This is a genomic window from Stenotrophomonas sp. GW821-FHT01H02A, from assembly GCF_059422145.1.
Genome location: NZ_JBWKWI010000001.1, coordinates 17616 through 38003 on the forward strand (window position 1 = coordinate 17616; position 20388 = coordinate 38003).

Genomic DNA, 20388 nt, shown 5'->3' on the forward strand with positions numbered 1-20388 from the left:
ATGACCAGTACGCTCCGCACACCCGATGAGCAGGCCCTGCAGCGCCGCCGCGCGCATCGCACCGCGTGGGCGGTCGGCATCGTCGCGGTGATGGTCTATGCCGGCTTCATCCTCAGCGGGGTGATCGGGCGATGAACGATCCGCGCCCGGTCCCGCCCGCACGTCATGCGGGCCTGCCCCGCCTGATCGGGGTGGCCCTGGCGGTATTCGTGCTGACCTTCTCGCTGGTGCCGCTGTACCGCATCGCCTGCGAAAAGGTGTTCGGCGTGCGCCTGGAGCGCGGCCCCGGCGCTGCGGCGGGCACTGCCGCCGCCACCGGCAAGCGCACGGTGCGGGTGGAGTTCGATGGCGGCGTGAATTCCAAGCTGCCGTGGGCCTTCCATCCCGAGCAGCTGACGATGGACGTGGTGCCCGGTGAGCTCAACGAAGCGCTGTACTACGCCCGCAATGACAGCGACCGCGCGCTGGTCGGCAGTGCAGTGCCATCGGTGGCCCCGGCCAAGGCCTCCGGCTACTTCAGCAAGACCGAGTGTTTCTGCTTCACCGCGCAGACCCTGCAGGCCGGTGAGAAACGCGACATGCCGGTGCGCTTCATCGTCGATCCCGACCTGCCGGCCAACATCACCACGATCACCCTGTCCTACACCTTCTACAAGAACGACGCCTTGTCCGCGCAGCTGGCCCCGGCCAACCTGCCGAGCGGCGCGCGTGCAGCTCCCTGATCCGGACCGGACCCAAGACCATGGCCCAGCAAAGCCCCGATGCGAACGTGTACTTCGTGCCCACGCACAGCAAATGGCCGTTCATCGGTTCCATTGCGATGATGGTGACCATGGTCGGCGTGGCCAGCTGGCTCAATGATTCCAGCTGGGGCAAGTGGACCTTCTACGCGGGCATCGCGATGCTGGTGCTGACCCTGTTCTGGTGGTTCAGCGACGTAGTGCGCGAATCGCAGGCCGGCAGCTACAACCGCCAGGTGGATGGCTCGTTCCGGATGGGGATGGTGTGGTTCATCTTCTCCGAAGTGATGTTCTTCGGCGCGTTCTTCGGTGCGTTGTTCTACACCCGCAACCTGGGCCTGCCGTGGCTGGGCGGTGCGGGCGACGGGGTGATGACCAACGAGCTGCTGTGGGATGGCTACTCGGCGGCGTGGCCGACCAATGGCCCTGGCGCGATAGGCGGGCACTTCCAGACCATTCCGGCCTGGGGCCTGCCGCTGATCAACACGCTGATCCTGCTGACCTCCGGCGTCACCCTGACCATCGCGCACCACGCGCTGAAGGCCGGCCAGCGCCGCCAGCTGCTGGTCTGGCTGGGCATCACCGTGCTGCTCGGCCTGGGCTTCCTCACCCTGCAGGCGGAGGAGTACATCCATGCCTACAAGGAACTCAACCTCACGCTCGGCTCGGGCATCTACGGCTCGACCTTCTTCATGCTCACCGGCTTCCACGGCGTGCATGTGCTGCTCGGCACGATCATGCTGGCGGTGATGTGGCTGCGCTCCTCGAAGGGACATTTCACCCGCGACAACCATTTCGGTTTTGAAGCCGCCGCCTGGTACTGGCACTTCGTCGATGTGGTGTGGCTGATGCTGTTCCTGTTCGTCTACGTGCTGTAGCGTCGGCGCGACGTCCTGCCGCATCGACGCCGATGCGGCCTCAGCCGCCGATGCCGTGGGGCTTGATCCAACCGCTGTAGATGCCGATGACCACCAGCACGATCAGCGCCACCGACACCGCGATGCGGCGGGTGAGGGCATTGACGGTGCGCTTGGTCTGGCCGCGATCGACCAGCAGGTAATACAGCCCGGCGCCCAGATTCCAGACGATGACGAACAGAAACGCGATTACCAGCAGGGTCTTCAACGAATCATTCATGCGCGGCTCGATGGCGTGGCGGGTATGCCTATATCACCGCGTTTTGCCGGCGTTGTCATGATGCGCAAGCACACACGCCTGATCGGCTGGATCGCCGCGGTGCTGGTCATCCTCGCCTTCTGCCAGCTTGGCCGCTGGCAGCTGCAGCGCATGCATGAGAAAGAAGCGCTGCTGGCCCAGCAGGTGCCGGCGCGTGCGCAGTCACTGACCCTGCGCCAGGCGCTGGCGGCACCGCCGATGCTGCGCTGGGTGGAGGACCGTGGCCGCTTCCTGTCCGGCACGCTCCTGCTCGACAACCAGACCCGTGATGGCCGCGCCGGGATCAAGGTCTATCAGCCCTTCCAGAGCGATGACGGGGCACGGGTGCTGGTCGACCTGGGCTGGCTGCCGATGCCGCCGGATCGTGTGATCCCGCCGGTCACGCCGCGTACCGGCCACGCGGCTCTCGGCGGCCTGCTGGCGCCGCCGCCGGCCACCGGGCTGGCACTGGGGCCGGCGCTGTCGCCTGCGCCACAGCCGGGCGTGTGGCTGGCCAGCCGGATGCCACCGGACGAGATGGCGCGCGCCCTGTCGCTGCCGCCGGGCAGCCTGCAGGTGCGCGTGCTGCGGCTGGACCCGGCGCTGCCAGGCGGGTACGCCCGGGATCTGGAGCTGCTGCCCAATACCCTGCCGCCCAGTCGCCATCTGGGCTATGCCGTGCAATGGTTCGGGCTGGCGTTGACCGTCCTGGTGGTCGCGCTGGTCCTGGACGTCCGACGCCATCGCCGCCGGCGTGGCACTCCCCGGCGCTGACCGGCTCAACATGAGAAAATGCCACCCATGAATGCCACTTCCCCGGCACGGCTGCCGTCCCGTTCAAGCGGCCGCTGGACCCTGATCGCCCTGTTCGGCGTGTTCTTCGGCGCCATGGCGTTGGCGGGCGTGCTGCGCTTCTCCGGCTGGCAGCCGACCTCGCACCGCAATACCGGGCAGCTGCTGCAGCCGCCGGCCGACCTGCGCGCGCTGCCGCCGACCCTGGCCGACGGTCGGCCATACCCGTGGAATCCCAACGAACGGACCTGGCGGATCCTGGTGGCCCCGTCTGCCAGCTGTACCCGCGAGTGCGTCACTTTGTCGCAGGGATTGGGCAAGGTGTGGCAGCTGTTCGGCCATAACGCGGATAATGTCGAGATCCTGTGGCTGGGCACGCCGCCGGCCGAGGTCCAGGGCATGCCCGCACTGCGCGCGCTGCGCGCCCAACCGGACCTGCGTGCCGCTTTGCCCGCCGTGGATGACGCCGCCGGCACGCCTGTGTATGTGATCGATCCCAACGGTTTCGTGATCATGCGGTACGCGCCGGGATTCGATATGGCCGGTCTGCGCAAAGACCTGGCCACGCTGCTGAAACTGAAGTGAGTTCTGTTCGATGAGCCTCTCCGCACGCCCGGTGCTGCACCGCAATTTCCACCGTCTGGCGTGGTTTGCACTGATCATGACGGCCAGCACGATCATGTTCGGCTCATTCGTGCGCCTGTCCGATGCCGGGCTGAGCTGTCCGGATTGGCCGACCTGCTATGGCCGTGTGACCTGGCCGCAGCACGCTGAAGAGGTCATCGGCCACGAGGCGGCCAAGATCCGCCCGCTGGAAACCCACAAGGCGTGGCGCGAGCAGGTCCACCGTTTCCTGGCCGGCGCACTTGGCATTGAAATCCTCACCCTGGCCCTGCTGGCCACGCGTCGCCGGCGCTGGGGCAGCACCGCGGTGATCACCGCCTGTGTACTGGTGGCGACCGGCATACCCCTCTACATGATGGGCATGCACGTCCCTGCGAGCATCATCGCCCTCATCGGCGAGGCGATCCTGCTGATCGCCGCGCTGCGCTGGAGCAATATCGACCTGGCCCGCGCCGCGCTGCTGACGCTGGCGGTGGTGATCTTCCAGGCGCTGCTCGGCATGTGGACGGTCACCTGGCTGCTCAAGCCGATCGTGGTGATGGGCCACCTGCTCGGCGGCATGTTGATGTTCGGTCTGCTGGTGTGGATGGCGTGGCGCGCCACGCACATGCCGATCACCCTGGCCGAAGCGCCCAAGCTGAAATGGCTGATCCGTGCCGGCGTGGCCGTGCTGGTCGCGCAGATCGCCCTCGGCGGCTGGGTCAGCGCCAACTACGCCGCACTCGCCTGCGGTGGCGGCAGCGCCTCGCTGGACAACTTCCCGCGCTGCGTCAGCCAGTGGTGGCCGCCGCATGACTTCAAGGAAGGCTTCACCCTGTGGCGTGGCATCGGCGTGGATTATGAGGGGGGCGTGCTCGATGGCGCTTCGCGCATCGCGATCCAGATGGCGCATCGCTTGATGGCGATCGTGGTCGCGGTGTACCTGCTGTGGCTCTCGGTGCGCCTGTTCCGCCTGCCGAGCATGCGCGGCTGGGCGAGCGCACTGGGTCTGCTGGTGGTGCTGCAGATCACCCTGGGCATCCTCAACGTGAAGCTCGCGGTGCCGCTGGAAGTGGCCGTCGCGCACAGCGGTGGCGCCGTGGCGCTGTTGTTCGTGCTGGTGACGTTGCTGGCGCGCCTGCGCGCGCCGGATGCGGACGGTAGCAAGGCCAGCGCTGCCTCCTCTGCCGTGCAGGCGGGCTGACGGCATGGCCAGTTACCGTCAGTACTGGGACCTGACCAAGCCCAAGGTCGTCGCCCTGATCGTGTTCACCGCGCTGGTGGGCATGTTCCTGGCCATCCCCGGCCTGCCGACCGCGCAGCAGGCGCTGGACGGCGCGCTCGGCTTCCTCGGCATCTGGCTGGCCGCCTCCGCGGCGGCGGCGATCAACCAGTTGCTGGATGCGCGCATCGATGCACAGATGGCGCGCACCTCCTGGCGCCCGCTGGTGGTGGGCAAGGTCAAGCCATGGCAGGTGCTGGTGTTCGCCGGCGTGCTGATCGTGCTGTCGATGACCATCCTGGTGGTCTGGGTCAACGTGATCACCGCCGTGCTGACCTTCGCCTCGCTGATCGGATATGCGGTGATCTACACCGTGTACCTCAAGCGCGCGACCTCGCAGAACATCGTCATCGGCGGCCTCGCCGGCGCTACGCCGCCGATGCTCGGCTGGGCCGCGATCACCGGCATGCAGGGCCCGTGGGACTGGGCCTACGCGTCGCTGCTGGTGCTGATCATCTTCATCTGGACCCCGCCGCACTTCTGGGCCCTGGCGATCTTCCGCCGCGAGGATTACGCCAAGGCGGAAATCCCGATGCTGCCGGTGACCCACGGCGTGGCGTACACCCGCAAGTCGATCCTTGTCTACTCGATCGCCCTGGCCATCGTCAGCATCCTGCCGGTCGTGTTCGGCATGAGCGGCATGTTCTACCTGGGCGGCGCGATCGTGCTCAACACGGTCTTCCTCTGGTACGCCTGGCGCATGCTGAACCCGCCGGACGAGCTGTTCTCGATGAAGATGTTCGGCTACTCCATCGTCTACCTGATGGCGCTGTTCGCCTTCCTGATGGTGGACCACTGGATGCTGCCCTGGTTGCGGTAACCGGCTTGAATCGGTGATTCGCCACCGCCATTGCTTCTGTACCGAACAGGGAGTGACGGTATGAAGCGATGGCGTTGGATGGCAGGGTGGGTGATCGGGATGGCACTTGGTGCGGCGAATGCGGCACCGGCAGCGCCAGCAGAGGACACGGCTGCGCAGATCATGCGGTATGCGGGCGATGCGCGCATGATCGTACTGGGCGAGTACCACGGCACTGCTGAAACACCGCGGCTCGTGGCTGATCTGGTGGAGCGCTACAGCCGCGAAGGGACGACGGTGCGGCTGGCACTGGAGATGCCGATGAGCGAGAACGTCGCGCTGGCGCGTTATCTGCGCTCCAACGGTGATCCGGACGCACGTGAAGCACTGCGGACCTCCCCGTTCTGGCTCGTCACGGACGACCAGCACGACGGGCGGCGTAGCCGCGACATGCTCGGCCTGATTGAATCCATTCGATCGCTGCGCGCACAGGAGCGGGATGTGGGCGTCGCCGGTTATGACGTAGAGACCGGGTCGTCCACGAACAACGAAGCGCGTGATGCCGCCATGGCCACGCACCTGCGCCAGCAGTTCAATGCGCTGCCTCCCGGTACCCGGATGCTGGTGTTGACCGGCAACGTGCATGCGATGCGCGCTCCGCTGGCAGATGCGCCGCCGGAGATGCAGCAGCGAACGATGGCGTCATACCTGCTGGATCTGTCGCTCTACAGCGTGCGCCTGGAGGCGTTGCGCGGACAGTTCTGGGCCTGCCTGCAGCCTTGCCGCGCGCTGGAGCTGATCGAGCGCGCGCCACGCGTTGCCCAAGCCAGCAGTGACGGGAATCGACCGTACGATCTGTGGGTGTTCCTGCCCGAACTCAGCGTGGGCACGCTGACTGACCGCTAGCGGCCCTGGAAGGGCCCTGCGCAGGCCGTGGTGGCGCCGCTTCAATCCTGCCGGATGAGCGGCGTCGGTTCCACCGGATCACGCGCATAGCGCTGCGCGATCATCGCGCAGACGATCAACTGGATCTGGTGGTAGATCATGATCGGCAGCACGATCGCACCGAGACTGCCGCCGGCGAACAGCACCTTGGCGATCGGCACGCCGGTGGCCAGGCTCTTCTTGGAGCCGCAGAACAGGATGGTGATTTCATCCTCGCGGTTGAAGCCCAGCCGGCGCGCGATGAAGCGGATCAGCGGCATCGCGATGCTGAGCAGCACCGCTGCCACCACGGCCACGCTCAGCAGCGAGAGCAGCGGCGTCTTGCTCCACAGCCCCTCGCTGACCGCTTCGCCGAAGGCGGAGTAGACCACCAGCAGGATCGTGCCCTGGTCGGTGTAGCGCAGCAGCGCGCGTTGCTTTTCGACCCAGCGGGCGATCCACGGGCGCAGCAGATGGCCGGCCACGAACGGCACCAGCAGCTGCAGCATGATGCTGACGATGGCCTGGCCGGGGTTGTGCATGCCGCCTTCGGTGCCGGCCAGCAGGGCCAGCAGCAGCGGGGTCAGGAATACGCCGAGGATGCTCGACAGCGAGGCGCTGCACACTGCCGCCGGGACGTTGCCGCGGGCGATCGAGGTGAACGCGATCGAGGACTGGACGGTGGACGGCAGCGCGCACAGGAACAGCACGCCGATGTACAGCTCGGGGGTGAGCAGCCAGCCATCCAGTGGTTTGAACGCCAGCCCCAGCAGCGGGAACATCACGAAGGTGCAGGCCAGGATGGTCAGGTGCAGGCGCCAGTGCAGCAGGCCGGCGACGATCGACTCACGCGGCAGGCGCGCGCCGTGCAGGAAGAACAGCGCCGCGATGGCGACGTCGGTCACATCGTCGAGCACCATCGCGGCGGCGCCGTGCATCGGCAGGAAGGACGCCAGCAGCACGGTGCAGAGCAGGGCGAGGGTGAAGTTGTCCGGTCGCAGGCGCGACCACCAGCGGGTCATGGTGGGCAGGCTCCTGTAGAGCAGGGAAGTAAGCGGGGGCAGAAAGTCACGGTCAACGCGCGGCGTCCTGCTCCAGCAGGACACGCGTCGGTGCTTCCAGCGAGGTCATGCCGGCCGCGCGGCCGAACTGCAGCGCCTGGTCCACCGAGGCGCCGTCGCGTGCCTGCAGCAGCGCCAGCAGTGCGCCGACGCGATTGCCGGAGGCACAGTGCAGCAGCACCGGGCCCTCGCTCTGCGCCAGTGCGGTACGCAGGGCCTGGGCATTGGCCTCGGTCAGGCCGGCGGCTCCTGCGACCGGGATGCGCACATAGCGCAGGCCCAGGCGTTCGGCAGCGGCGGTTTCGTCGAAGCCACGGTCTTCGTCAGGCTGGCGCAGGTCGATCAGGGTAGTGACCCCGGCCGCGGCGGCCTGCTGCAGCTGGGCGGCGCTGGGCTGGCCGGCGCTGTACAGCTGCGGCCGTGGCTGTGCGAACGGGAGTTCCGCCGCCCAGGTGGGCAGGCACAGCGCGATCAGCACGGCGATGACGCCAACGCGGAACCGGCAGGCGATCAGTGCAGCGGGATTCACGGGGTGGGAGGCCACGGCTGCTCCGTCGGTCAGAAGCGGATGGTGCTGCGCGCCTTGAGCAGTTCGCGCAGCTCGTACTTGTCAGTATCGTCCAGACCCTGCTGGCTCTGCTTTGCCTGAAGCTCATCGAGACGTTGCATCAGCAGCTGTTTCTCCAGCTGGGCCACTGCGTCATGCAGTTCCTGGGTCCACATCGCCTCGTCGCCGGGCAGGGTCTGCGCGGCCAGCTTGTGCAGCGATTCCTGCTCCTCGCGGCCTTCGAAGTGCTCCAGCAGCGCGCCGGTACTGATGTCCGGGCGCTGCTCGACCAGGGTCAGCAGTTCGGTCAGCAGTTCGATGCCGGGCAGGCGCAGGCCGGTAAAGTGGTGGCCTTCCAGGGTCATCGCCAGCGACGGCTGCTGCAGCAAAATCGCGATGGCCGCACGCACCAGGCTGCGGCGCTGTGCCGGTGCGACCGCGCGCTGTGGCGGACGCGAGGGCGGTGCGGATGCGCTGGGCTTGGCGCCCAGCCCGGTCAGCGCGGTCAGCTGCTGCTTCATCAGGTCGCCGAAGGCGCCATCGGGAATCTGCGCCAGCATCGGCTTGGCCCGTTCGGCCAGGCGGGCCTTGCCGTCGAGCGTGCCCATGTTGACCTCACGGGTGAGCTCGTCGAAGAAGAACTGCGACAGCGGGGTGGCCTGCTGCAGGCGCGCATCGAAGCCCTCGCGGCCTTCCTTGCGCACGATGGTGTCCGGGTCTTCGCCATCGGGCAGGAACAGGAAGAACGCCTGGCGGCCGTCCTTCATGCGCGGCAGCACCGACTCCAGTGCACGCCAGCCGGCGCGGCGACCGGCGGCATCGCCATCGAAGCAGAAGAACACGTCCGGCGCGTTGCGGAACAGCAGCTCGGCGTGGTCCGGCGTGGTTGCGGTGCCCAGCGTGGCCACCGCCTGGGTGACGCCGAACTGGAACAGCGAGACCACGTCCATGTAGCCCTCGACCACGATCAGCCGCTCGATCTTCTGGTTGGCCTGGCGCACCTGCCACAGGCCGTACAGCTCGCGGCCCTTGTGGAACAGCGCGGTCTCGGGCGAGTTGAGGTACTTCGGGCCGTCGTCCTTCTCCATGACCCGGCCGCCGTAGGCGATCACGCGGCCACGGCGGTCGAAGATCGGGAACATGACCCGGTCGCGGAACTTGTCGTAGACGTGGCCGCGGTCGTTCTTGGAGAACAGGCCGGCGCGGTCGAGCAGCTTCATCCGCCGCTCGTCCTTGCCCAGCGCATCCTTCAGCGCGCTGTAGCCGTCCGGCGCATAGCCGATGGCGAAGCGTTCGCGGTTCTCTTCATCGACACCGCGCTGGTCGAGGTAGGCGCGCGCCTTGTCACTGCCTTTCAGCGCGGTCTGGAAGAAGCGCGTGGCCGCATCCAGTGCCGAGTACAGATCGCGGCTGTCGTCCTGCTGCTGCGCGGTGCGCGGCTGGGTATCGCGCGGTACTTCCATGCCTACGCGCTTGGCCAGCTCATCGACCGCGTCGAGGAACTCGAGGCGGTCGTAATTCATCAGGAAGCTGATCGCCGTGCCATGTGCGCCGCAACCGAAGCAGTGATAGAACTGCTTGGTCGGCGAGACCGTGAACGAGGCCGAGCGCTCGTCATGGAACGGGCAACGGGCTGCGTATTCCTTGCCCTGGCGCTTCAACGGCACGCGGCTGCCCACCACCTCGACAATGTCGGAGCGGGCCAGCAGGTCGTCGATGAATGCGTCGGGGATACGGGCCATGGGCAGCAGGCGGGGGCATGGCCGGTCACGGCCACGCGCGGAAGCGGGGGTACCGCTAGTCTACTAGCTGGCGGCGGTTTCGCCCGGTTTCGGTGGCTCGACACCGGCCTGGGCCAGGTAGGCATGGGCGCGCAGGCGCTCATCGATCACCGAGGTCATCAACGCGCCGACGAAGAACACCACCGTGGCGTAGTAGATCCACACCAGCGAGATCACCAGGGCGCCCATCGAACCATACGCGCTGCCCGGTGCGACCGTGGCGATGTACAGGCCGATGCCATAGCGGCCCAGCGCGAACAGCGCCGAGGTGATCGCGCCGCCGATGAAGGCCTGGCGCCACGCCACGCGGCGGTCGGGCAGGTAGTGATAGAGGAAGGCGAAGCCCACCGTGTAGAGCGCCAGGCTGGTGAGGTAGCCGATTGCCGGCAGCACCGAGGGCAGGTGCGCGAAGACCACCTGCAGCAGGGTGGTGGCGGTCATCGACAGGATCAGCAGGAAGCCCAGCGCGAGCACCACGCCGAACGAGAACACGCGCTTGCGCAGCCAGGCCACCAGGCCGTCCAGGCGCTCGCCGCTGGTGTTGAAGATCAGGTTCAGGGCGTTCTGCAGCTGGGCGAACACCGCCGTGGCGCCAATGAACAGCAGCAGGGTGCTCCATACGCCGGCCAGTGTGCCGATGTCCGGCTGGTTGTTGGCGTTGCTCAACACGGTTTCCGCCACCGAAGCGGCGCTGGTCCCGGCCACGTCATTGATCTGGCCCAGCAGCGCCTGCTGCGCCGGCGGATACAGCGAGGCCGTCAGCCACAGCAGCAGGACCAGCAGCGGGGCCATCGACAGCAGGGCGTAGAAGGCCAGTGCGGCGGCCTGGGTCATCACGTCCGCGTCGATGAAGCGGCGTACCAGGACGGCGGGAAAGCTCTTCTCCAGCCGCGCCATGTGCTTGCGGACCTTGGACAGGGAGGGGCTCGGCGGGTGCATTGACGGCGTCGGGTCGGGAGCGAGGCCCCTGTTCTAGCAAATGGACGGGATGCGCCGGGTGAAGCGGTCCGATCAAGGCCTGATCGGGACGGATTATCGCGCTATCCTTTTGCCCGGTTTTCCACCTTCACAGCAGAAAGGACGCTTCATGAAAGGAATGGTCTACACGACGATGGTGCTGTTGGCGGCTGCGGGTCCCGCGATGGCATCCCCGGCCTGCGAAAAGGCGTTCAAGACGGTTGGGGATCCGCGCAACGGCGCCCTGTACATGGCCGATCTCACCGTGCCGGGGTTGAAGGTACAGAGCGCGTTGGATCAGCTACGCAAGATCGGTGGCGATGACGAGTTCGAGGTGGGTGGCCAGCTGGTGAACGGTGACAGCGGCGACCAGTACCTGGTCCAGCGCAAAGGGCTGCGGACGCCCCTGGTTCTGGTCGCCACGGCCGACCGCACCGGCCGCGTCACCCTGGCCACCAAGCTGGCCCGCGGCCAGACGATCGAGCCGCAGGTGGCCAAGCAGTCGATGTGCGAGATGCTCGGCAAGCTGAAGGGTGGCAGCCAGGGCGATACGCTCGCCGCGGCGGCGCGCGCGCAGTACCCGATGCCGGCCGTCGAGGCGGTGGCCGCACCGGACCTGTCCAAGAAGATGGGCAAGGAAGTGAAAGATACGATGGCGCTCTACAACAGCGCCGGTGCCTTCAAGGACCTGATGCTGGGCACCACCACCAACAAGGAAGACAAGGGCGACCGCTCGGCCACCTTCCTGCCGGTGTACGCCAAATACGTGGGGCGGCGCTATCAGATCGATGGCCAGATCTACACGGTCAACCGCAATACGTACTCGACCCGTCCTGGTGAGATCGGCTCGATCAACTACCTGGTGACGCCGACCCGCGGCCTGCTGCGCGTCCGCCAGAGCGACAGCTACAACAACAACAACTACACGATCCGCTGCGAATTCGCGTCTGACCAGGCGGCCAACTTCACCATGCTGCGCGAGCGCGACTGGGCCAAGCTGGAAGGCGAGATCAGTGCGGTGGAGGAGAGCTCGATGACGCTGCGCAATTGCCGCCAGGCCTCGTAACAGCAGCGATGACGAACAAAAAAGGCCCGCGCAATGCGGGCCTTTTCTTTACGGCGCGTCGGCGCGATCAGCCAGCCAACTGCTGCTTGACCAGCTTGGACACCAGGCCCATGTCGGCCTGGCCCGCCAGGCGCGGCTTGAGCGCGCCCATCAGCTTGCCGATGTCGGCCGGGGTGGTCGCACCGGTTTCGGCGATGGCGGCCTGGATGGCGGCCACGATCTCGGCTTCGCCCAGCTTGGCCGGCAGGTACTGGTCGATGACCACGATCTCATCGCGTTCGATCACGGCCAGGTCTTCGCGACCGGCGGCTTCGAACTGGGTGACCGAGTCCTTGCGCTGCTTGACCATTTTTTCCAGCACGGCGAGCACGGCGGCGTCGTCCAGCTCGATGCGCTCGTCGACTTCGCGCTGCTTGATCGCGGCGTTCATCAGGCGGATCACGCCCAGGCGGTGCTTCTCGCCGGCCTTCATGGCGGCCTTCATGTCATCGGTGAGCTGCTGCTTCAGGCTCATGGGAACACCTCGTGTCGGTGAAAAAGGAAAGCGGGGCGCCGAAGCGCTGGAACGCAAAAAGCCGGTAACGCTCGCGCGTTCCGGCTTCGGCTCCGTCACGACAGGCCAAGGCCCGCCGTATCGAAGTTGCGTCCGATCAGTACAGGCGCTGACGCTTGGTGACGTCGCGCGACGAGCGGCGCAGCTGACGCTTCACAGCAGCGGCAGCCTTACGCTTACGCTCCTGGGTCGGCTTTTCGTAGAACTCGCGCTTGCGGGTTTCGGCCAGCACGCCGGCCTTTTCGCAGGTGCGCTTGAAGCGACGGAGCGCAAACTCGAAGGGCTCGTTCTCGCGGACTTTAACGCTGGGCATGGAATCTCCGGGACACAGTAGAACCGGGTCACGCCCGGTGAGAGCCGCACATTATAGCGGCGACAAAAGAAGTTGCAACCCACCCCGGCGAACTTCTTGGCCACGGGTGGTGTCGAGACAGGCCGGCGTACGTCTGCCGGGGCCTGAAGAGGTCCATAATACCCGTTATGCGAGTCCTTGGTATCGAATCTTCCTGCGATGAGACCGGCGTGGCGGTGTATGACACCTCCCTGTCCGGTGTCGACGCCCTGCGCGCCCACGCGGTCTACAGCCAGATCGCCCTTCACGCCGAGTACGGCGGGGTGGTGCCCGAGCTGGCCAGCCGCGACCATGTGCGCAAGCTGCTGCCGCTGATCCGCCAGACCCTGGCCGAGGCCAATATGACGGTCGCCGACATCGACGGGGTGGCCTATACGGCCGGCCCCGGTCTGGTCGGCGCGCTGCTGGTCGGGGCGGGCGTGGCCCGCTCGCTGGCCTGGGCGCTGGAGGTGCCGGCGGTCGGTGTCCACCATATGGAAGGGCATCTGCTGGCCCCGCTGATGGAAGACGACCCGCCGGAGCCGCCGTTCGTGGCCCTGCTGGTGTCCGGCGGGCATACCCAGCTGGTGGCGGTGGACCGGATCGGCCAGTACCGCCTGCTCGGCGAGACGCTGGACGATGCCGCGGGCGAGGCCTTCGACAAGACCGCCAAGCTGATGGGGCTCCCGTACCCCGGTGGCCCGCAGCTGGCCGCCCTGGCCGAGCGCGGCACCCCGGGCCGGTTCAAGTTCACCCGCCCGATGACCGACCGCCCCGGGCTGGATTTCAGCTTCTCCGGGCTGAAGACCCAGGTGCTGCTGGCCTGGCGCGACAGCGATCAGAGCGAGCAGACCCGCGCCGATATCGCGCGGGGCTTCGAAGATGCCGTGGTCGATACCCTGGCGATCAAGTGCGAGCGCGCGCTGGATGCGGCGGGCACCGATGTGATCGTGGTGGCCGGCGGCGTAGGGGCGAACAAGCGTCTGCGCGCCAAGCTGCAACAGATGGCCGCTCGTCGTGGTGGCCGCGCCTGCTTCCCTCGCCCGGCGTTGTGCACTGACAACGGCGCGATGATCGCCTTCGCCGGCGCCCTGCGCCTGGAGGCGGGCCAGCACAACCCGCCGCAGGTGCAGGTGACGCCGCGCTGGGACATGGCGACGCTGCCGGCGGTGTGAGGCGCGCCCCACCGCCCGGTTCCCGGCACATTCCGGACAGCCCCGTTACCATGGTCGCCATCTTCCACGTGGCATGGCTATGGACAAGGTATTCATCGAAGGGCTCGAGATCGATGCCCTGATCGGAATCTACGACTGGGAACGGCGGATCCGCCAGACCCTGCGTTTCGATCTGGAAATGGGCTTCGACAACCGCCGTCCGGCGGCCAGCGACGACATCGCCGATACCCTCAATTACAAAGCCGTGAGCAAGCGCATCGAGCAATTCGTGCGTGACTCGGACTATGGCCTGGTCGAAACCCTGGCCGAGCGCATCGCCGAGATCGTGCTGCGCGAATTCAACGTGCAATGGCTGCGCCTGAAGCTCAGAAAGCCCGGCGCGGTGCGCGGCGCACGCGCGGTGGGCGTGATCATCGAACGCAGCGCGCAGGACCTGGCAACGCCCTGATACCCCTGAGTAGGAGATCGATACACGATGATGGATGCGGTAGTGGCAACCCGATGGCTGGACAGTGTCCAGCGCACCCTGGAACCCTGGCCCTGGGCCTACACCCTGCTGGTGCTGGCAGCGCTGGCCCTGGCCGCCTGGCTGGCCAACTTCGTCACCAAGAAGATCCTGCTGCGCGGCCTGCGCAAGCTGGTCAGCCGCCTGCCGGGCCATAGCGCCGGCAATGAGGGCGGCAACAACCTGCGGGTGATCTCGCGGCTGTCCAACGTGGTGCCGAGCATGGTCATCGCCGCCGGCATCCGGATCGTGCCGGACCTGCCGCCGGAACTGGTGGGGTTCGTGATCGGGGCCTGCCGGGCCTGGGCGGTGCTGACCGTGGCGCTGGCCGTCTCGCATGCGCTGGATGCCGCCAACGATCTGTACGAGCGGCGCCCGGATGCGCGCAACAAGCCGATCAAGGGCTACCTGCAGGTCGTGAAGATCATTGTCTTCGTGATCGCCGGTCTCTCGATCGTGGCGACCCTGCTGGGCGTCAAGCTCGGCCCGCTGGTCACCGGCCTGGGCGCAGCCACTGCGGTATTGATGCTGATCTTCCAGGACACGATCCTGTCGCTGGTGGCCAGCGTGCAGATCAGCGGTGATGGCCGGGTGCGGCTGGGCGATTGGATCGAGATGCCGAGCCAGAACGCCGATGGCGATGTGATCGACATCGCGCTGCACACCATCACCGTGCAGAACTTCGACAAGACCATCACCACCATCCCGACCAAGAAGCTGGTGACCGAGTCGTTCAAGAACTGGCGCGGCATGCAGGAGGCCGGTGGGCGCCGGATCAAGCGCTCGCTGTACCTGGACCAGCACAGTGTCGGCTTCGTCGATGCGCCGATGCTGGCCGAGCTGGAGCAGTTCGCGGTGCTGGGCGATTACCTGCGCGGCAAGCAGGCCGAGCTGCAGCAGTACAACGCCGACCTCCGGGCCAAGGGCGTGGCCGCCGTCAACGCGCGCCGGGTCACCAACCTGGGCACTTTCCGGGCCTACGTGGAGCGCTATCTGCAGCACCATCCGGGCATCCATACGGAGATGACCCTGCTGGTACGGCAGCTGCAGCCGACCACCCAGGGCCTGCCGCTGGAGATCTACTGCTTCACCCGCAGCACGGCGTGGGGCGAGTACGAGGGCGTGCAGTCGGACGTATTCGATCACCTGCTGGCGATCCTGCCGGTCTTCGGGCTGCGGGTTTTCCAGGAATCCAGCGACGCCATGTTGATGGCGGGGCAGCAGCGCCTGGCCGCTGCGGAGTAAGCTCCTGTGCCTCCGCCGCCGCCCATGCGGTGGCGGGGCTCTTTCCCGCGGGGAAGAAAAATGAACGCAAAAGTCATTCACAACGGCCTCGGGAACGCTAGAATCCCGGGCTTGTAAACGTTTTCATAAGGACAGCCGGTGGCCGCCGATCGTATCGAAACCCTCATTGCCCAGATGACCGTCGAAGAAAAAGTCGGCCAGCTGGGTGTGTTCGCCGACATGGTCCGCCCGTTCGCGCCGGATGTGAATCCGGAAGCCAACGTCAGCAACGCCGACCAGGTGCTGCAGCAGGTGCGCGAGGGCAAGGTGGGCTCGCTGTTCAATGGCGTGGGCGTGGAAGCCGGCCGCCGCATCCAGCAGGTCGCGCTGGAAGAAAGCCGCCTGAAGATCCCGGTGATCCTGGCCGCGGATGTGATCCATGGCATGCGCACCGTGTTCCCGATCCCACTGGGCGAGGCCGCCAGCTTCGAGCCGGACCTGGCCGAGCGCACCGCCCGCGCCACGGCGGTGGAAGCGACCGCGGCCGGCCTGCACTGGACCTATGCCCCGGCCGTGGATATCGCCCGCGATCAGCGCTGGGGCCGTGGCGCCGAAGGCGCCGGTGAAGACGTGGTGCTGGGCTGTGCGTTCGCCGCCGCCCGCGTACGCGGCTTCCAAGGCCCTGACCTGCGTGCCGCCGACGCGCTGCTGGCCACCCCGAAGCACTTCGCCGCCTACGGTGCGGTGATGGCCGGCATGGAATACAACATGGTCGACATCTCGCCGCAGACCCTGCGCGACGTGCACCTGCCGCCGTTCAAGGCGGCCTTCGAAGCCGGCGCGCTGACCGTGATGTCCTCCTTCAACGACATCAACGGCGTGCCGGCCAGCGCCAACGCCGAGCTGCTGACCGACATCCTGCGCGGGGAGTGGAAGTTCCCGGGCGTGGTGATCTCCGACTACACCGCTGATATGGAGCTGGTCGCGCACGGCTATGCCGCCGATGACCGCGACGCCACCGCCAAGGCCTTCACCGCCGGCCTGGACCTGAGCATGCAGAGCGGCTTCTATGCCGAACACCTGCCGGGCCTGATCGAGAGCGGCGACGTGCCGATGGCCACGCTGGACGAATCGGTGCGCCGCATCCTCCGTCTGAAGGAGGCGATCGGGCTGTTCGACGACCCTTACCGTTCGCTGGATCTGGCGCGCGAAGCAGACACCTCGCATATCGCCGCGCACGACGAACTCTCGCGCGATGCCGCGCGTCGTTCGATCGTGCTGCTCAAGAACGCCGAGTCGGTGCTGCCGCTGAAGAAGACTGGCCAGAAGATCGCGCTGATCGGGCCGTTCGTACAGGATCGCGACAACATCGAAGGCTGCTGGACGTTGTTCGGCGACAAGTCGCGTTACGTCACGCTGGAAGCCGGCGTACGCGCCGCCATCAGCGACGCATCGCTGTTGGAGGTCGTGCCGGGCTGTGATCTGGAAGCGGCCGTGCAGGATGGCATCGAGCAGGCCGTAGCCGCCGCGCTGCGTGCCGACGTGGTGGTATTGGCCCTGGGCGAACCGCAGCGTTACAGCGGTGAAGCCCAGTCGCGCGTGGAGATCACCCTGCCACCGGCACAGCAGGCGCTGGCCGAAGCCGTGGCGATGACCGGCAAGCCGCTGGTGGTGCTGCTGCGCAATGGTCGCGCGCTGGCCCTGCAGGGCGCGGTGCGCAACGCGCATGCCGTGGCGATCACCTGGTACCTGGGCACCCAGACCGGACACGCCGTGGCCGATGTGCTGTTCGGCGACTACAACCCGTCCGGCCGCCTGCCGGTGAGCTTCCCGCAGGTGTCCGGCCAGCAGCCGTACTTCTACAACCACCCGCGTACCGGTCGCCCGGAACTGCCGACCATGTCCGAGTTCAAGGCGCGCTGGCGCGAGATCCCGAACGAGCCGGCGTACGCGTTCGGCCACGGCATGGGCTACACCACCTTCGCCTACGGCGTGCCGCAGCTGAGCAGCGCGCAGCTGGGCTGGGACGACACCCTGACCATCACCACCACCCTGACCAACACCGGTGCGGTAGCGGGCGAGGAAGTGGTGCAGCTGTATATCCACGATCGCGTGGCCAGCCGCGTGCGGCCTGTGCGCGAGCTGAAGGGCTTCGACAAGATCGCGCTGCAGCCGGGCCAGAGCACCGAGGTGAGCTTCACCCTGGACCGCCATGCACTGGGCTTCACCGGTCGCGACGGCGTGTTCCGCGCCGAGCCGGGCCAGTTCGAACTGTGGGTGTGCGCCTCGTCGGTCAGCGGCGAGCCGGTGATCTTCGAGCTGCTGGCCGCCTGAGTCGGCATCGCGTCACCCGGTCGTGCTGGCCGCTGGCCGGCACGACCGTATCCATCATCGGCGGCTGACGTTCCGGCGGGTACGCTGGCTCCCTCGTTGAACCGATGGAGCCACCGCATGCACCTGTCCCGTACTCCTTTGTTGCTGGCCCTGGCCAGCCCGTTGTGGCTGGCTGCCTGCAGCCCGTCGGCACCGCCGCCCGCCGATACCGCCGCCGCGGATCCCGCCCAGGGGCCGGCTACCGCCATTCCCGAAGGCCGTCCGACGCCGGGTGATACCGTGCCGTCCTCCGGTCTCTCGCCCGATGCGGTCACTGCCGGCAGCCCCGCGCCCGCCGCCGCCGCACCCGCACCCGCACCTGCGTCCGCTGGAACCCCGGCACCCACCACCGACACGGCTACGCAGGCTGCGCCCGCTGCGCCCGCCAACGGCGATGTCCGCCAGCGCATCGATCAGGTCCTCGGGGATGCGGCCCAGTACGAAGCCGTCTTCAACGCCTTCCAGAAGGCGGTCAATGGTGGTGATCGCGCCGCCGTGGTTGAGGAAGTCCGCTTCCCGTTGAACATCGCCAATGGCGCCAGGATCACCGGCCCCGGCGAGTTCCAGCGCAACTACGAGCGCATCCTGACCCCGGCCGTGCGCAAGGCCATCGCCGCCCAGAAATTCGACGACGTCATGGTCAACCAGCAGGGCGTGATGATCGGCGAAGGCCAGGTCTGGCTCAACGGTACCTGTCTGGATCAGGCCTGCAGCCGCACCGAGGTCAAGGTCGTGACCATCCAGTAAGCACCGTGGGCAGGCAGGCTGCCGGCGATCCGCCGGCAGCCTGCAAGGCTCAGGCCTTCGGCGTGAGCTTGAGCAACTTGCCGTTGCTGCCGTCTTCCAGCAGCCAGATCGCGCCATCCGGGCCCTGCTCGATCTCGCGGATGCGCTCGCCCATGTCGAAGCGCTCGGCCTCGCGGGCGTTGTCGCTGTCGAAGGCCACGCGCACCAGCGCCTTGGACGATAGGCCGCCGATGAAACCGCTGCCATCCCACTTGGGGAACTGCTTGCCGTTGTAGATGATGAAGCCCGCCGGCGAGATCACCGGGGTCCAGGTCACCTTGGGCGCGGCGAACTCCGGGCGGGTCGAATGGTCGGGAATCTCACGGCCGTCGTAGTGATTGCCGTTGGAGACGATCGGGTAGCCGTAGTTGGCCCCGCGCTCGATCAGGTTCAGCTCGTCGCCGCCGGCCGGGCCCATTTCGTGCACCCACAGCTTGCCGCGCGCATCGAAGGCGATGCCCAGCGCATTGCGGTGGCCGAGCGACCACACCTGCGCGGCCACGCCGCCCTGCGAAGCGAACGGATTGTCGGCCGGGACGCTGCCGTCATCGTTGAGGCGGATCAGCTTGCCGAGGTTGCCGCCCATGTCCTGGGCCGGATCGAACTTCTGGCGCTCGCTGGAGGTGATCCACAACTTGCCGTCCGGGCCGAACGCGAGGCGATGGCCGTAATGCCCGTTGCCGCTGACCTTCGGGGTCTGGCGCCAGATCACCTTGAGGTCCTCCAGCGTGCCGCTGCCGTCGGCAGCCAGCGCCAGGCGCGCCCGGGCCACGGCGGCGCCGCGGGTATCGCCGTCGCCCTGCTCGGCGTAGCTGAGATAGATCAGCTGGTTCTTGGCGAAGTCCGGGTGCGGCAGCACATCCCCCAGGCCGCCTTGGCCAGCGTAGGCCACGTCGGGCACGCCGGTGATGGCAGCGCTCTTGCGGGTCTGCACATTGAAGTGCTTCAGCGCGCCCTTCTTCTCGGTGACCAGCAGGCTGCCGTCGGGCAGGAAGCTCATTGCCCAGGGCTCGTTGAAGCGTGCGAATTCGGTGGTGGCGAACGGCCACTGTGCCTTTTCCACGACCGGGGCGGCGGCGTTGTCGGCGGCGACACACGCGGTGGTGAACAGGGCGGGGGTGAGGCTGATGGCGAGGGTAAGCAAGAGCTTGCGGGTCATGGAAGTCTCCGTCGGGAGGCGATGGCCAACCCCTGTTGTACACCATGCCCATCAACGCCGCGTGGACCAGAGGTCCTGCCCCGATACAACAACGGCGACCCGAGGGCCGCCGCTGGAGGTAGGCCGGACAGGGCGCGTCAGGTGCCGCGCGGTACGCCCTTGTCCAAGTGTGCCTGGCGCAGCGCAGTGGATTCATCCCAGCCACGGCGCACCGCATTGCGGGCCTGCTCCCAGCTCAGCCTGCTCTGGCCATGTTCCTGCGCCCAGCGGGTCTGCAGCTCGGCTTCCACTTCCTCGTACGCGCGGATCATGTCGTCGGCGCGGGTGCGATGGCCGAGCTGATAGGCCGGCTCGTAATCGTCGAAGAACTGGTTGTTGTCGTAATACGGCTCGCTTGGAAAGCGCTCACGCCAGTAATCCGATACGGCCTGGCGCGGGACACCGTCTTCCGGCACCCGGCCGGGAATCTGATAGTCAGTGCTCATGTGTTGGCTCCGGTTGGGTGAGACATCACCGTACCCAAAACCGGGTTAACGTCATGGACCCGCGAGGTGAATGACACATCAAGTGCCATT

General features: G+C 67.1%; 23 protein-coding genes. 14 read left to right on the forward strand and 9 right to left on the reverse strand.

What is annotated here, in order from left to right:
• Genes AC07WC_RS00075 through AC07WC_RS00085 form a run of 3 tightly spaced genes read left to right on the forward strand, consistent with a single transcriptional unit; the run spans position 1 to position 1618 of the window.
• Complete coding sequence (locus AC07WC_RS00075) at positions 1–135, forward strand: hypothetical protein (protein WP_019185996.1); 135 nt, start codon at positions 1–3, stop codon at positions 133–135.
• Positions 132–722, forward strand: coding sequence for a cytochrome c oxidase assembly protein (locus AC07WC_RS00080; RefSeq protein WP_495208243.1), 591 nt, complete (start codon positions 132–134; stop codon positions 720–722). The genes AC07WC_RS00075 and AC07WC_RS00080 overlap by 4 nt, the downstream gene beginning before the upstream one ends.
• A gap of 20 nt (positions 723–742) precedes the next feature.
• Entirely contained in the window at positions 743–1618 is an 876-nt protein-coding gene (locus tag AC07WC_RS00085; protein WP_495208244.1) for a cytochrome c oxidase subunit 3, read from the forward strand.
• Between the two features lie 40 nt (positions 1619–1658).
• On the opposite strand, the gene AC07WC_RS00090 is transcribed toward AC07WC_RS00085, so the two are convergent.
• On the reverse strand, positions 1659–1877 hold the full coding sequence (locus AC07WC_RS00090) for a twin transmembrane helix small protein (protein ID WP_495208245.1): 219 nt from the start codon (positions 1875–1877) through the stop codon (positions 1659–1661).
• Positions 1878–1934: 57 nt separating this feature from the next.
• Here AC07WC_RS00090 and AC07WC_RS00095 point away from each other — a divergent pair, with 57 nt between their 5' ends.
• Genes AC07WC_RS00095 through AC07WC_RS00115 form a run of 5 tightly spaced genes read left to right on the forward strand, consistent with a single transcriptional unit; the run spans position 1935 to position 6277 of the window.
• Positions 1935–2669 (forward strand): SURF1 family protein, encoded by a 735-nt coding sequence (locus AC07WC_RS00095; protein ID WP_495208246.1) that lies wholly within the window; start codon positions 1935–1937, stop codon positions 2667–2669.
• Between the two features lie 27 nt (positions 2670–2696).
• Entirely contained in the window at positions 2697–3272 is a 576-nt protein-coding gene (locus tag AC07WC_RS00100; protein ID WP_495208247.1) for a redox-active disulfide-containing membrane protein, read from the forward strand.
• A gap of 10 nt (positions 3273–3282) precedes the next feature.
• Positions 3283–4494, forward strand: coding sequence for a COX15/CtaA family protein (locus AC07WC_RS00105; RefSeq protein ID WP_495208248.1), 1212 nt, complete (start codon positions 3283–3285; stop codon positions 4492–4494).
• Between the two features lie 4 nt (positions 4495–4498).
• Positions 4499–5392 carry a heme o synthase gene (gene cyoE / locus AC07WC_RS00110; protein WP_495208249.1) on the forward strand — a complete coding sequence of 298 codons (894 nt, stop codon included), beginning with the start codon at positions 4499–4501 and terminating at the stop codon, positions 5390–5392.
• 60 nt (positions 5393–5452) lie between these two features.
• The gene (locus AC07WC_RS00115; RefSeq protein ID WP_495208250.1) at positions 5453–6277 is read left to right on the forward strand and encodes a calcium-binding protein; all 825 of its coding nucleotides are present in this window, start codon (positions 5453–5455) and stop codon (positions 6275–6277) included.
• Between the two features lie 41 nt (positions 6278–6318).
• Here the strand turns inward: AC07WC_RS00115 and AC07WC_RS00120 are convergent, their stop codons facing one another.
• The 4 genes from AC07WC_RS00120 to AC07WC_RS00135 all read right to left on the reverse strand — a co-directional run bounded on the left by AC07WC_RS00120 (position 6319) and on the right by AC07WC_RS00135 (position 10623).
• The gene (locus tag AC07WC_RS00120) at positions 6319–7317 is read right to left on the reverse strand and encodes a bile acid:sodium symporter family protein (RefSeq protein WP_495208251.1); all 999 of its coding nucleotides are present in this window, start codon (positions 7315–7317) and stop codon (positions 6319–6321) included.
• Positions 7318–7369: 52 nt separating this feature from the next.
• The gene (locus AC07WC_RS00125) at positions 7370–7867 is read right to left on the reverse strand and encodes a protein tyrosine phosphatase family protein (RefSeq protein ID WP_495208748.1); all 498 of its coding nucleotides are present in this window, start codon (positions 7865–7867) and stop codon (positions 7370–7372) included.
• A gap of 47 nt (positions 7868–7914) precedes the next feature.
• Positions 7915–9645 (reverse strand): DNA primase, encoded by a 1731-nt coding sequence (gene dnaG / locus AC07WC_RS00130; RefSeq protein WP_495208252.1) that lies wholly within the window; start codon positions 9643–9645, stop codon positions 7915–7917.
• 63 nt (positions 9646–9708) lie between these two features.
• Positions 9709–10623, reverse strand: coding sequence for a YihY/virulence factor BrkB family protein (locus tag AC07WC_RS00135; protein WP_495208253.1), 915 nt, complete (start codon positions 10621–10623; stop codon positions 9709–9711).
• 148 nt (positions 10624–10771) lie between these two features.
• Between AC07WC_RS00135 and AC07WC_RS00140 the strand changes: the two genes are divergently transcribed.
• Entirely contained in the window at positions 10772–11707 is a 936-nt protein-coding gene (locus AC07WC_RS00140; protein WP_495208254.1) for a hypothetical protein, read from the forward strand.
• A 67-nt stretch (positions 11708–11774) separates the two neighbouring features.
• Here AC07WC_RS00140 and AC07WC_RS00145 read toward each other — a convergent pair whose 3' ends face one another.
• Both AC07WC_RS00145 and rpsU read right to left on the reverse strand, forming a co-directional pair.
• Positions 11775–12221 (reverse strand): GatB/YqeY domain-containing protein, encoded by a 447-nt coding sequence (locus AC07WC_RS00145; protein ID WP_495208255.1) that lies wholly within the window; start codon positions 12219–12221, stop codon positions 11775–11777.
• Between the two features lie 136 nt (positions 12222–12357).
• The gene (gene rpsU, locus AC07WC_RS00150) at positions 12358–12573 is read right to left on the reverse strand and encodes a 30S ribosomal protein S21 (RefSeq protein WP_002808376.1); all 216 of its coding nucleotides are present in this window, start codon (positions 12571–12573) and stop codon (positions 12358–12360) included.
• 167 nt (positions 12574–12740) lie between these two features.
• Here rpsU and tsaD point away from each other — a divergent pair, with 167 nt between their 5' ends.
• From tsaD to AC07WC_RS00175, 5 genes are all read left to right on the forward strand, one after another.
• Positions 12741–13766 (forward strand): tRNA (adenosine(37)-N6)-threonylcarbamoyltransferase complex transferase subunit TsaD, encoded by a 1026-nt coding sequence (gene tsaD, locus AC07WC_RS00155; protein ID WP_495208256.1) that lies wholly within the window; start codon positions 12741–12743, stop codon positions 13764–13766.
• A gap of 79 nt (positions 13767–13845) precedes the next feature.
• Entirely contained in the window at positions 13846–14214 is a 369-nt protein-coding gene (folB, locus tag AC07WC_RS00160) for a dihydroneopterin aldolase (protein ID WP_495208257.1), read from the forward strand.
• 27 nt (positions 14215–14241) lie between these two features.
• Positions 14242–15516, forward strand: coding sequence for a mechanosensitive ion channel family protein (locus AC07WC_RS00165; RefSeq protein ID WP_495208258.1), 1275 nt, complete (start codon positions 14242–14244; stop codon positions 15514–15516).
• A gap of 138 nt (positions 15517–15654) precedes the next feature.
• On the forward strand, positions 15655–17829 hold the full coding sequence (bglX, locus tag AC07WC_RS00170; RefSeq protein ID WP_495208259.1) for a beta-glucosidase BglX: 2175 nt from the start codon (positions 15655–15657) through the stop codon (positions 17827–17829).
• A 117-nt stretch (positions 17830–17946) separates the two neighbouring features.
• Positions 17947–18615, forward strand: coding sequence for a hypothetical protein (locus tag AC07WC_RS00175; protein ID WP_495208260.1), 669 nt, complete (start codon positions 17947–17949; stop codon positions 18613–18615).
• Positions 18616–18664: 49 nt separating this feature from the next.
• On the opposite strand, the gene AC07WC_RS00180 is transcribed toward AC07WC_RS00175, so the two are convergent.
• Together AC07WC_RS00180 and AC07WC_RS00185 are read right to left on the reverse strand one after the other, a co-directional pair.
• A complete protein-coding gene (locus AC07WC_RS00180; protein WP_495208261.1) occupies positions 18665–19813 on the reverse strand; it encodes a PQQ-dependent sugar dehydrogenase in 1149 nt (382 codons plus the stop codon).
• Between the two features lie 137 nt (positions 19814–19950).
• On the reverse strand, positions 19951–20298 hold the full coding sequence (locus AC07WC_RS00185; protein ID WP_495208262.1) for a hypothetical protein: 348 nt from the start codon (positions 20296–20298) through the stop codon (positions 19951–19953).
• Positions 20299–20388: the final 90 nt, after the last annotated feature.

Coding starts and splice junctions, on each gene's coding strand:
- AC07WC_RS00075 (WP_019185996.1), top strand. CDS start 1: ATGACCAGTACGCTCCGCACACCCGATGAGCAGGCCCTGCAGCGCCGC.
- AC07WC_RS00080 (WP_495208243.1), top strand. CDS start 132: ATGAACGATCCGCGCCCGGTCCCGCCCGCACGTCATGCGGGCCTGCCC.
- AC07WC_RS00085 (WP_495208244.1), top strand. CDS start 743: ATGGCCCAGCAAAGCCCCGATGCGAACGTGTACTTCGTGCCCACGCAC.
- AC07WC_RS00090 (WP_495208245.1), bottom strand. CDS start 1,877: ATGAATGATTCGTTGAAGACCCTGCTGGTAATCGCGTTTCTGTTCGTC.
- AC07WC_RS00095 (WP_495208246.1), top strand. CDS start 1,935: ATGATGCGCAAGCACACACGCCTGATCGGCTGGATCGCCGCGGTGCTG.
- AC07WC_RS00100 (WP_495208247.1), top strand. CDS start 2,697: ATGAATGCCACTTCCCCGGCACGGCTGCCGTCCCGTTCAAGCGGCCGC.
- AC07WC_RS00105 (WP_495208248.1), top strand. CDS start 3,283: ATGAGCCTCTCCGCACGCCCGGTGCTGCACCGCAATTTCCACCGTCTG.
- cyoE (WP_495208249.1), top strand. CDS start 4,499: ATGGCCAGTTACCGTCAGTACTGGGACCTGACCAAGCCCAAGGTCGTC.
- AC07WC_RS00115 (WP_495208250.1), top strand. CDS start 5,453: ATGAAGCGATGGCGTTGGATGGCAGGGTGGGTGATCGGGATGGCACTT.
- AC07WC_RS00120 (WP_495208251.1), bottom strand. CDS start 7,317: ATGACCCGCTGGTGGTCGCGCCTGCGACCGGACAACTTCACCCTCGCC.
- dnaG (WP_495208252.1), bottom strand. CDS start 9,645: ATGGCCCGTATCCCCGACGCATTCATCGACGACCTGCTGGCCCGCTCC.
- AC07WC_RS00135 (WP_495208253.1), bottom strand. CDS start 10,623: ATGCACCCGCCGAGCCCCTCCCTGTCCAAGGTCCGCAAGCACATGGCG.
- AC07WC_RS00140 (WP_495208254.1), top strand. CDS start 10,772: ATGAAAGGAATGGTCTACACGACGATGGTGCTGTTGGCGGCTGCGGGT.
- AC07WC_RS00145 (WP_495208255.1), bottom strand. CDS start 12,221: ATGAGCCTGAAGCAGCAGCTCACCGATGACATGAAGGCCGCCATGAAG.
- rpsU (WP_002808376.1), bottom strand. CDS start 12,573: ATGCCCAGCGTTAAAGTCCGCGAGAACGAGCCCTTCGAGTTTGCGCTC.
- tsaD (WP_495208256.1), top strand. CDS start 12,741: ATGCGAGTCCTTGGTATCGAATCTTCCTGCGATGAGACCGGCGTGGCG.
- folB (WP_495208257.1), top strand. CDS start 13,846: ATGGACAAGGTATTCATCGAAGGGCTCGAGATCGATGCCCTGATCGGA.
- AC07WC_RS00165 (WP_495208258.1), top strand. CDS start 14,242: ATGATGGATGCGGTAGTGGCAACCCGATGGCTGGACAGTGTCCAGCGC.
- AC07WC_RS00175 (WP_495208260.1), top strand. CDS start 17,947: ATGCACCTGTCCCGTACTCCTTTGTTGCTGGCCCTGGCCAGCCCGTTG.
- AC07WC_RS00180 (WP_495208261.1), bottom strand. CDS start 19,813: ATGACCCGCAAGCTCTTGCTTACCCTCGCCATCAGCCTCACCCCCGCC.
- AC07WC_RS00185 (WP_495208262.1), bottom strand. CDS start 20,298: ATGAGCACTGACTATCAGATTCCCGGCCGGGTGCCGGAAGACGGTGTC.